The 11,515-nt window shown below is 35.0% G+C and carries 8 protein-coding genes and 1 pseudogene; 2 read left to right on the top strand and 7 right to left on the bottom strand.

Going from position 1 to position 11,515, the window contains the following annotated elements; translation table 11 throughout:
• Window positions 1-62: 62 nt before the first annotated feature.
• The 4 genes from EKG35_RS08125 to EKG35_RS08110 all read right to left on the bottom strand — a co-directional run bounded on the left by EKG35_RS08125 (window position 63) and on the right by EKG35_RS08110 (window position 3,099).
• Window positions 63-620 carry a TetR/AcrR family transcriptional regulator gene (locus EKG35_RS08125; protein ID WP_126293945.1) on the bottom strand — a complete coding sequence of 186 codons (558 nt, stop codon included), beginning with the start codon at window positions 618-620 and terminating at the stop codon, window positions 63-65.
• A gap of 16 nt (window positions 621-636) precedes the next feature.
• On the bottom strand, window positions 637-1,350 hold the full coding sequence (locus EKG35_RS08120) for an MBL fold metallo-hydrolase (RefSeq protein WP_126293944.1): 714 nt from the start codon (window positions 1,348-1,350) through the stop codon (window positions 637-639).
• A gap of 190 nt (window positions 1,351-1,540) precedes the next feature.
• A complete protein-coding gene (locus EKG35_RS08115; RefSeq protein WP_126293943.1) occupies window positions 1,541-2,239 on the bottom strand; it encodes a hypothetical protein in 699 nt (232 codons plus the stop codon).
• 155 nt (window positions 2,240-2,394) lie between these two features.
• On the bottom strand, window positions 2,395-3,099 hold the full coding sequence (locus EKG35_RS08110; RefSeq protein ID WP_126293942.1) for a DUF421 domain-containing protein: 705 nt from the start codon (window positions 3,097-3,099) through the stop codon (window positions 2,395-2,397).
• Between the two features lie 281 nt (window positions 3,100-3,380).
• Between EKG35_RS08110 and EKG35_RS08105 the strand changes: the two genes are divergently transcribed.
• Together EKG35_RS08105 and EKG35_RS08100 are read left to right on the top strand one after the other, a co-directional pair.
• Complete coding sequence (locus EKG35_RS08105) at window positions 3,381-4,979, top strand: ribonuclease J (protein WP_246020266.1); 1,599 nt, start codon at window positions 3,381-3,383, stop codon at window positions 4,977-4,979.
• Between the two features lie 246 nt (window positions 4,980-5,225).
• Window positions 5,226-6,857: a catalase gene (locus EKG35_RS08100; protein ID WP_126293940.1), complete on the top strand. Its 1,632-nt coding sequence runs from the start codon at window positions 5,226-5,228 to the stop codon at window positions 6,855-6,857.
• Window positions 6,858-6,991: 134 nt separating this feature from the next.
• Here EKG35_RS08100 and EKG35_RS08095 read toward each other — a convergent pair whose 3' ends face one another.
• The 3 genes and pseudogenes from EKG35_RS08095 to EKG35_RS08085 form a co-directional block, all read right to left on the bottom strand.
• Window positions 6,992-7,930: an SDR family oxidoreductase gene (locus tag EKG35_RS08095; RefSeq protein ID WP_126293939.1), complete on the bottom strand. Its 939-nt coding sequence runs from the start codon at window positions 7,928-7,930 to the stop codon at window positions 6,992-6,994.
• A 357-nt stretch (window positions 7,931-8,287) separates the two neighbouring features.
• Complete coding sequence (locus EKG35_RS08090; protein ID WP_126293938.1) at window positions 8,288-8,887, bottom strand: YitT family protein; 600 nt, start codon at window positions 8,885-8,887, stop codon at window positions 8,288-8,290.
• Between the two features lie 279 nt (window positions 8,888-9,166).
• Window positions 9,167-9,799, bottom strand: a pseudogene (locus EKG35_RS08085) (SpoVR family protein); the annotation flags it as partial.
• Window positions 9,800-11,515: the final 1,716 nt, after the last annotated feature.

Here is an 11,515-nt window from a genome sequence, read left to right as displayed (position 1 = left end):
ATATTTATTTTTATGTAAAGATCAGTATATTTAATCATTGTAGTAAAACAATAGCATAAGGGCTACTTTATCGAATCAATAAATCCTTGGATCATCAATTCAAAAGTCTTTTCAATACTAACTGGGAGTCCGAATGCAGCCTTTTGTTCTAATGTGGAAAAGCCATGAAGAATGCTTCTTAAAGCTCTTATCGCATGAATCTTATACTCTTCTGATAAGTTATAATCTGAAAAGCAGCTGCTTAATAAAGAAATTATTCGGCTGCTGGCTGCTTGCAGTTCATAATCATCTGGTTCAGGAGCACGCAAGATTAGTTCATATATCCCTGGATGTTCCCTTGCAAACTGAATATATGCATATGCAAAAGAAAAAATTGCTTCATTTTTGTTCTTCTCTCTCGATGCTTCTTCAATCTTTTCATAAAATAAAGTTAACCCATATAAGGACAGCTCACGCTTGATGCTATGAAGGCCTTCAATATGGTTAAACAAAGAAGGGGGACGAACATTTAATTTTCTAGCAATTGTGGCTAAAGTTAGGGAATCAACCCCTTCTTTATCTACCAATTCGGCTGCAGTTTCTATAATACGTTTCACATCTAATCCAACTCTTGGTGACATGTTACTCTTTCCTTTCCTACCGTTTCAACAAAATCTCTTCAGCTTCAATAATTGCCCGGGCTATATTTTTTTCAGGATTTTGTATTATTGTGCCATGTCCTGCCGCTAGTAAAGAAGGCTTTAATTCCAGAATTTTTTTAGCGCTTTGTATGGCTATTTCTTTATTCCATGTTGCAAATGCAGGGAATGGGAAACTCTTTACAATCTTGCCGCTTACTGCGATTTTCCCTCTTGTTTGAAAGGCATCACCAACTATGATATGACCTGTTTTTTGTGCATATAGTGAGATTGAGCCTGGTGTATGTCCAGGTGTTTCCACTACTTCAAGAGAACCAATTTTATCCCCTTCCATCAATAATCGATTGGGTTCTGTTATTATCCCTTTTGGAATCCCACCTTTAATCGGTGTTTGTGGTTCACTTTCATTTAATGAAACATCCCCTTTTAATAAGCGGCTATCACGAACAGAAATTGAAAAGCAGGCCTCTGGAAAGCTTTCTTTTAGCTTATCTAATGATCCAACATGATCACCGTGTGCATGTGTCAAAATGATATTTGTTAGCGGCTTGCCTATATTTTTAATAGCATCGACAATTCCTTTAAAACTAGCTGGCATACCCGTATCAATTAAAGTAATTTCATGTTGTTCCTCAAAAATATAGCAATTCACAGGAAAAAGCAGCGGCCATAAAGTTAACTGATACATTTCCCCATATTTTGAAACCTTCATTCTACCCATCCCCTTTAATATAATAAAAACTAATACCGTTAGTTTTTATTATAACTAATGGCATTAGTTTTTCAAGTGATATTATGGAAACTTTTTCTTAAGAAAAGTAAGTGGCTGCCTAGAAAGCAACATTTTCTAAAACAGCCTCTCCTCTTCACACTAGTATGCGTATCAAAATAGCGGACTTTTGTTAAACCCAGCCATTTACTACAACTTCTTTTCGTTTATTTTCATTACGTTTAATAATCACACTTATTTTCTGGTACCACTTAGTACATTCTTTTAAAATATCCTTATATTCATCTAAATCTTTTGGAATGGCTTGTTCGTTATCTAAAAAAATATATTCAATAATCGGATTCGATAAATCATCTACAACGAGCTGCAGCATAAGCTTTTTAACTTCCTTATTCGATTTTTCCTCTGATTTGTTTTCTGATTCCGCATCGTATCCTTTCACATGAACATCAATTTTGGAACCACCATCAATTAAAGACCAGCCGTGCACACCACCTTTAGAAGTAAGTGCTATATTATTGCCATCCTCTACAATCGCTACTTCATATAACTCATGAAATGCGTACTCTCTTGCTTCAAATTCCTCCTCAGTATCCTCTCTTTGGAGTATTCGAAAAGTATCAGAATGTTCGTCTATCAAAAGTGCTTGTAAGCAATCAGAAGATAAAATATAGCGAGTATGAGGATACTCTTCTATTTGTTCGATTGTGTCCTGCTGAATTTCTTCATTTCGCCTTTTCGATTCCTTATTTAACTCGTATAACCACCAGCCACCTAATGCAACAGCAACAAGAATAAAAATTGTTTTGCCAGTTTTGAATGCTAAATATAGATAAATAGCTTCTAAGAGTAATAGAAATAACTGCAACAATCCTCTCACCCCATTTTCATATATTCTTTTGGAAGTTTTCTAGTAGTTACTAAAAATACTATTCAAGAACTTCTTTTTTCATTCTCTTTTTAATAGAATTTAAAAATAAAAAAATAGAACCCTTTGAAGGATTCTTTATCTAAGTGATAATAAGGTTAGTTATATAAGTAAACTTGCAAGTTAGCTTGTTGATCAATTGTAGCCAATAATACATCCTGAATGCCAACTTGATGTGTTGATTGGAGTTCATTAACAATCCAATCTTCATTTTGTGAAATTTTGTTTAACTGATGATAATCGATTTTTCCCTCTTTAATAATAGCCACAGGAAGAGAATATGGTTGTTTTGGCAAATTCATATCTTTTGGAGTTAACGTTTGATTTTCAGGATAAAGAAAACTTGATATAGATCCGTCTGGTTCCCAAAATGCAAAAGCAACTTTTTCTATATCATCTACTTTTTCTTTCCTTAATTCTGAAAGTAAATAATCAATCGAAATTCTAGCTTTTGTTAAGTTTTTAGATAGAATTTTCCCATTCTTAATAAGTGGTATAGGTGTAGGTTCTATAAAATGTCTGAAGGAGATCCATTTTAAACTCAAGTAGATACATGCAATATACAATAAGATTAAGACCGACATTGTAATCATTGACCCACCCATCCCTAAACCTTCATCAGATAATGGATGGGCTATAATATTTCCAACAGTGATAGCCATAGCAAAATCAAGTAATCCAAGCTGAGAAATTGAACGTTGCCCCATAATTTTTGCTGCAAAAAATAAAAAAATAAACGCTACTACCGCTCTTAATATCCATTGAATTGCGTTTAGTGATTCTTGCCCATAAAGAAAATCCACAATGACACTCCTTCTAAAAGCTTTCTACTCTAAATTATTGTCACCTTTATTCCCACTATTATGCAAAGCATTAATAAATGGCGAACTAATACAAAAATTAATTAACCCTATTTTGAATTTGATTTAATTGAAATTTGTTCACTTTACTAACCTGTATAGGACTACAACCTTAAAGCTATACTTAAATTTAGTAAAAGTCGTTGAAAAGAGGGGTTAATTTGTCTGTTAATAATACACTTTCCATTTTTGCACTTGGCGGCATTAATGAAATCGGCAAGAATATGTATGTTATCGAATACGGGGACGATTTAGTTATCGTTGACTGTGGAGCAAAGTTTGCAGATGAAGCTTTGTTAGGAATCGATTTGATTATCCCTGATATTACTTATTTACAGCAAAATGAACATAAAATTCGTGGTTTAGTTGTTACCCACGGACATGAGGATCATATTGGAGGAATTCCTTACTTCTTAAAAAAATTAAATGTACCTATTTACGCTACTCGTTTTACTCTCGGTTTAATTGAATTAAAGCTAAAAGAACATAAGTTATTAAGAGAGTCTACATTAATCGAAATTCATTCTGAATCACAACTAGATTTTGGTGAAATTAAAGTTAATTTCTTTAGAACAAGTCATAGTATTCCAGATTGTTTAGGTATCGTCTTTAATACTCCCGAAGGAAATGTTGTTCATACAGGAGATTTCAAATTTGATTTAACTCCAGTAAATGATCAATATTCAGATATTCATAAAATGGCGAACATTGGTGAGGAAGGCGTGTTAGTTTTAATTTCTGAAAGTACGAATGCTGAACGACCTGGTTTAACCCCATCTGAACGGGAAGTCGGGTCACATATTGAGGAGGCATTTCTAAATGCTACTGGCAAAATTATTATTTCAACTTTCGCTTCCAACGTAAATCGCGTTCAGCAAATAGTTCATGCAACAATTAAATCAAATCGAAAACTCGCATTATTAGGCAGGAGTATGTTAAATGTTGTAAAAGTAGCAAGACAACGCGGTTATGTTGATATTCCTGATTGGCTGTTGATCGATGCTCGGGATGTTAAACAGCATCCCCCAGATCGTGTTGTCGTACTTTGTACAGGAAGCCAAGGTGAACCACTTGCCGCGCTTTCAAGATTATCGACGAATAACAATCGCGATGTAAAGGTTTTACAAGATGATACAGTCATTTTCGCTGCATCTCCTATTCCTGGAAACGAAAAGGACGTCTCCAAAATTGTAGATAATTTATTTCAGCTTGGCGCAAATGTTATTTATGGTTCATCTAAAATTACAGGAATGCATGTATCAGGTCACGGCTATCAGGAAGATTTAAAACTGATGCTCACATTAATGAAACCAAAATATTTTATTCCGATTCACGGTGAATATCGAATGCTTCATTTACATCGAATACTTGCTGAAACTGTTGGGGTGGAGAGAGAAAATACATTCATTATTCGAAATGGTGATGTGGTCGATGTTCAGCATGGTGAGGCTCGGCAAACTCGTAAAGTACAAGCTGGTGATACGTATGTAGATGGTGTTGGAGATGACGAAATTGGTGATATTGTATTGCGTGACCGCAGACAGCTTTCTGAAGAAGGGATGCTTGTCATCGTTTGTACGATAAACAAAGAAGATGGCAAAAGAATTTCTGAGCCAGATAGCATTTCACGTGGATTTGTTTATGCAAAAAATTCAGAAGAGCTTTTATTCAATATCAATGAAGTCGTTAAGGCAACTGTTGATCCCTTTAAGGATGCCAATGTTTTGGGTATGAAAAGGGCAATTAAAAAAGAGGTTGGACAATATGTATTTGAACAAACGAAGAAAAAACCAATGATTTTACCAATCATCATTCCGATTTAATCAATGGTGATGGAGGCATCCCCCATCGATTGCTAGTTGCACCAATCGGATTTTTACGAGAAGTTAATCCACCACCTTTACTTATTACTCTTTCTTAAATCTTAAGGTAGTGTCTTACTTCCCATTAAGGCTGGAGAAATAGAAAAATCATTCCATTATAAGAATACTTTTAAAAAGCAACGGGCATTATAGTAATGTTTTTAAATTTCACGAGTGCCTATCACTCTAATGAAAGGATGACTTCTAGTGGAAAAAGACCCTTCAAATCAAGGCAAAAATGAAACAAATATTGAAAACGATAATTCTCTAACGAACAGACAAGGTCACCCGATTACAAACAATCAAAACATACGTACTGTAGGAAATCGAGGTCCTGCTACACTTGAAAATTATGATTTTATTGAGAAAATCAGTCATTTCGACCGTGAAAAGGTTCCAGAACGTATCGTACATGCCCGCGGTGCCGGTGCTCATGGGTATTTTGAAGCCTATGGTACAGTAGGTGATGAACCTGTTTCAAAATATACTCGTGCAAAACTGTTCCAGGAAAAAGGGAAACAAACTCCTGTCTTTGTACGATTTTCTACTGTTGTTCATGGCTTGCACTCACCTGAAACTGTACGTGATCCACGTGGCTTTGCAGTAAAGTTTTATACTGAGGATGGCAACTGGGATTTAGTTGGAAACAACTTGAAAATCTTTTTCATTCGTGATGCAATGAAGTTTCCTGATATGATTCACGCATTCAGACCTGACCCAGTAACTAATATTCAAGATTCAAGACGTTTCTTTGACTTCTGTGCTAATTCACCAGAATCATTTCATATGGTGACACTCGTTTATTCACCATGGGGCATTCCGGCTAATTATCGCATGATGCAAGGTTCAGGGGTAAATACCTATAAATGGGTAAACCAAGAAGGAAAAGCTGTTCTTGTAAAATATCATTGGGAGCCAAAACAAGGAATTAAAAACTTAACAGTTAAAGAGGCAGAAGCAATTCAAGCTAAAAACTTTAACCATGCAACACAGGACCTATATGAGGCAATAGAACGCGGGGATTATCCTGAATGGGAACTATTTGTGCAAATTATGGAGGATGGCCCTCACCCAGAGCTAGATTTTGACCCATTAGATGACACAAAACTATGGCCAAACGATAAATTCCCATGGTTGCCTGTTGGACGCATGGTGTTAAATAAAAACCCTGAAAACTACTTTAATGAAGTAGAGCAAGTAGCATTCGGGACAGGCGTTCTTGTAGATGGTTTAGACTTTTCAGATGATAAAATGCTGCAAGGACGTACTTTCTCCTATTCGGATACACAACGATATCGAGTTGGGGCGAACTATTTACAGCTTCCGATTAATGCTGCAAAAAAACGAGTTGCTACAAATCAGGAAGGCGGTCAACTTCGCTATTACAACGATAAGGCGCCAGGTCAAAACCTACATGTTAACTATGAACCATCGAGCATGGGCGGGTTAACAGAAGCTGAGCAAACTGGTAAAGAATATACACCACATGTTGAAGGTAATTTAGTTCGTGAATCCATTGATCGTAATGACAATACAAAGCAAGCTGGCGAAACTTATCGCAGCTTTGAACAATGGGAAAAAGATGAGCTCATCAATAACCTAGTTAACGACTTGGCTCTCTGTCCAAAAGTAATTCAGGATAAGATGATGGCCCTTGCCGATGAAGCAGATGAAGAATATGGACGCCGACTAAGAGAAGGATTAGCTGAAAAGGCAAAGACCATGAACAATAAAGAAGAATTTGGTCAAGATTTCAATCCGCATCCATTAGGTGCAAAAGAAGCAAGTCAAGCTGTAGACGATGCTGTCAACAAAGGACATGACGCAGATCCTTATTAATTAAAAACGCGTAAATATCAGTTAAACCTGCGTAAAAACTCAGCAGTAAAACCTTGTAAAAATGAAATTACACTGTAAAAGAGTACAATTCAATTTTTATGAATTGTACTCTTTTTCTTTCACAAGGTTTTAAATTATGATGACGTCACTTGGCCACCATTTACGTGAAGCGTTTGCCCAGTGACAAAGCGGGAATCATCAGATGCAAGGTAAACATAAGTTGGGGCTAATTCAAATGGCTGACCTTGGCGTTGCATCGGGTTGTCAGCAATTGTTACAGCATCAGCAGAGAAACTAGAAGGAATTAGTGGAGTCCATATTCTCCCAGGGGCCACTGCGTTAACCCTTATGCCTTTACTTATTAGGTTATTTGCTAATGCGCGTGTAAAGCCGACATTCGCTGCTTTTGTTGCTGTATAATCAATTAATTCTTTATTTCCATAATACGCCACTACTGATGCTGTGTTTATTATTGAACTACCTGTGTTTAAGTATGGCAGCGCTGCTCTTGTTGTATAGAAATGCGAATATATATTGACCTTAAAAGTATCATCGAATTGTTCATCTGTAATATCGAGTAGGCTTAATTGCTGAAACTGAATTCCTACATGATTACATAGTATATTTAGCTTTCCGAATGTTTGAATTGTATTTTCAACAATTTTTTTGCACTGTTCTTTATTCCTTAAATCACCTGGCAACAATAAACATCGCTGACCTAGTTCTTCAACTCTTGTTTTCGTTCGATTGGCATCCTCATGCTCGTCTAAATAAGCAATCGAAATATCCGCACCCTCTTTAGCAAAAGCAATTGCTACTGCGGCACCAATTCCACTGTCCCCGCCTGTAATTAAGGCAACTTTTCCTTTCAGTTTTCCGGAACCTTTATAATTTGGATTTTCTATAATTGGTCTTGGAACCATTAGTCCTTCTATACCTGGTTGTCGGTATTGTCTTTGCTCAGGTACTGTAACTGGAACTTCTTCAAACTGAGTAATTTTCCCATAGTTAGGGTTTAAAGGATACTGTTGACTATTTGATTCCTCTATCCCTTTCTTAAAGTGACTTTCCATAAAATCCTCCTAATAAGATCAGTACTAAAACATCTTATGTATACTAGGCTATTATGGTGCATATACAGAAAGTTACCTAAAAGAAGAAGTATGAATAAGATAGGATTAAAAGATTTAAGGAGGAATCAGTATTCAAGTTTATCAATCTTGTCCTGGGGTAAATCTTCTATTAATTCCCTACTCTAATGAAAAAGTAATGCTTAAATATGCAAATAACAGAAAACCTTTAAGAATGCCTAAAATAAGCACGAGGCCTCCATTCTATACAAATCCAAGATGTCAATGGTACTATCCAAACTTTTAATATTAAGATTTTGGGCTGTCCAGAAAATAGATTTTTCTAAGCAGCCCATCATTTTAAGTACGTACAATATCAACAATAGTCGTCGCAATAAAATATGTAATAATTGAAATTAATGCACCTTTCCATCCAAACAGTATAAAGGCAAATAAAAAAATAAAAATATTAATGGCAAAAATTGATTCCCCAACAGTATAAGACGTTTTATCAGAGATTAGTAACGCCAATACATCTGTCCCATCCAAAGCCCCGCCATTACGAATGACGATTCCTATTCCCATTCCTAACAATAAAGCACCAATAAAAATTAATAATATTGAATTCCCTTTAAGAAACGGTGGGAATACTTCTAAAATACCTGTAGAAATTGTTAATACAGTAATTCCTAATGATGTAGTAAAAGCAAAGCGTTTTCCTAAAAATATGTAGCCTAATAAAACAAATGGAATATTTAAAATAAATAACAAAACACTTAGTGAATACCCTAGAATTTCTGATAGTATCATCGAAACTCCCGTAATTCCTCCATCAATCAAACCATTTGGGATTAATATTACTTCAAGACTAATAGCTGCCATTATTGCACCGGAAATTATCCATGGTATTTTCATGAGGAGATCTAAAAAGTAAATTTTATATGAATTTTTAAATTTCAATTAAACTCTCCTTATTGTTAAATAAGATGTATTGGCTAAAATTTTTGATAATTGTCCCAATACAAATAACTATGAGTAATGAATGAAAATGATACGTAAAGTTTTAATATGTAGAAAATTTTATATAGAGGAATCAAAAACTTAATAATTGATCAAACTCAATCGCAAATAAAAAATGTACACTACTAAAGCATAATTTAGTAATGTACATTTTTTAATATCGTATTATTAAATAAATTGTCACTATATGCGCTTTTCAAAAGCAAACTGAACTATTACCTACAAGGCCTTTTTGTAATTTCGTTTACCGTCATACGTATAAAGTACAGGTCTTGATTCCACATATGTTTCCATATGAACAGGGCGACCCCAAAGCTGATAAATATATGGTAAAACATGCTCCAAATAGTGAGGATCAAGCTCCATCCCCTCATATCCATGCTTCAAAAATAACTCGCCATTTCGTAAATAATCCCCATTTTCTACCACTATATATGGAAATCCGCCATTTACCCTCATTGAAACGAGCTGATCCCGAACATGTTCATAATCTTTATCAGTAATTTTATATTCCGATCCTTTTTTCTCAAATAAATATAAGTCTTCTTGGTCCACCAATTCCTTTGTTAAATAGTTTCGAATAAAGGAAATATCCGATTCTATTTCACGTACCTCAAATATTTTTTCGCGGCCAGAATTCGGTTTTATTCCAAGCCTCTTCATTTCTTCTGTCGGGTTATTATAGCGTTTTTCGATATCTTCAAAAATTTTCAATCCTAGATAATAGGGATTAATGGATGTTTTTGACGGCTGCACTACCCCTGCGTTCAGCTTCGCATATTCAATCGTTTCTTCAGTCGTTAAGTTTAACTCCCTCATAATTCTTTGATGCCAGTATGAAGCCCAGCCATCCTATCGCATAGGTGTTTTTTATTTGATGAGTACAAAATTCGCTTGTGAACTGAACTGCTAAAGTCATTATACGTAAACAATACCGCAACTAGATTCTTTTATTCTCCATCCTTGTTTACAGGTCCACAACAACTTGGCCGTTCACATAAGTATTTCCCGCCTGTTTTCGACTGCAAGTGGATCAGAAGGGAGAGTCTGGGTTCCTTAGGAGCTAAAATAGTTTTGCAATAAATCATTTCCTATTCTTCCCCTCCATTTACAAAGATAAAATTATGCTAGTAATATTACTTACATAACATATCAAGTCTAAAATTACAGGACTGATGTTACAAAGGTAATATTACTGGTGCCAAGTAACCGAGGTAAGTTTACAAAAGTAACCTAAGAACCGAGATACCATTTTTTATTCTATTTCCAAATTCTAAAAACCCTTTAGAGACGATATATCAGCCTTCTTGCTCTCGGTTTTTGGATAGGCATTCGATCGAAACACTATACAAAAACCGAGAAGAATATGAATCTCTAGCCATAAAACCGAGAAAAGAAACCTTGATATAAAATAAAAAACTAGAGCCAATAAATAACGGGTTCGGTTGATGCGGAAAAAATACTAAATAATATGTAAATAACACACCAATTAGCATACAATTTAACATTATATTAGCAATGTAGATGGTAAGCAAAAACGCCCAGTAGTTTTAATCTGAGCGTTTTTCGTATAAATTACTATTCTTCTTCAACTAAATAAATGTTAGTTGAAGAAGAATAGAGACGCTTATTCCACAATCGCGATTGTGGAATAGTTAAAATACGTTTGAGCTGCAAATAATACCCTTTAATGTTTTGCTAATCATCCGTTCTATAAGAAAAGTTATGCCCATCACGCCAACCACTTCAAATTACCCTGCAAAAATTAATGTAACCCAAGCCCTGCTACCTCCCAGTCCTTATGTGTAATGAGCTTTAAGCCTAAAATACAGACTAAAAGTAAGGCGAGAAACAGCATTTTCGTCCAGTTAAACGCATCACCAAATACGAGTTTCCCACAATCACCGTTCCGCCGTCCTCATACCTATAAAGCTTGCATAAACCGTCGTTGCCGTTTGAGTAAGTCCTAACTAACATCTTAAATGGAGAATTCATATAATCCATAACATTGATTCTATTTTGAAATGCTTAAATTTTTTCCAATTTGAAAAGTGTTTATTGATTTCGTATATGCAGTCTCTTCTTTCTCCCACCATTCCTTCAATTCCGATCTTCGGTAAATTGTAACATGTTGCCACCTTCACCAAAAGTTAGGGGTGTAATAAAAGGGAAATTTGAAGCGGTAATTTGAGTTTATAAGTTAGACTATCAACAATCATAGATTTAAATCTGTGACTGCTTGAACAACTTCGGTTTATACCTTTGGATTATCAAAAAAATAAAACCCTACTTACCTTCTTGTAACAGGATGCTGCTCAGCATTATTAAATCTTTGAGGTTTAATAATATTTATTTTATTTTTTGAATGTATAAATTATTAATATTTAAAACACGATTTACAAAATTTGTATAATATGGTAAGTTTATGTTGCTGTATTAAAAATACAAAAGGAGCATTCCTGTTAGAAGGATTTTCAGGGTCTTGAAATAAAAAAAGCCCTCTAGTATGATGCATGAGTGTCAACAGCCATTGACCCATCATCACACAGGAGGACTCCGTCTATGAAT

Origin of the sequence: Lysinibacillus telephonicus (assembly GCF_003966145.1) — a bacterium.
In the GTDB taxonomy this organism is placed as follows: Bacteria; Bacillota; Bacilli; order Bacillales_A; family Planococcaceae; genus Ureibacillus; species Ureibacillus telephonicus.
This window is presented reverse-complemented; position numbering and strand designations above follow the sequence as displayed.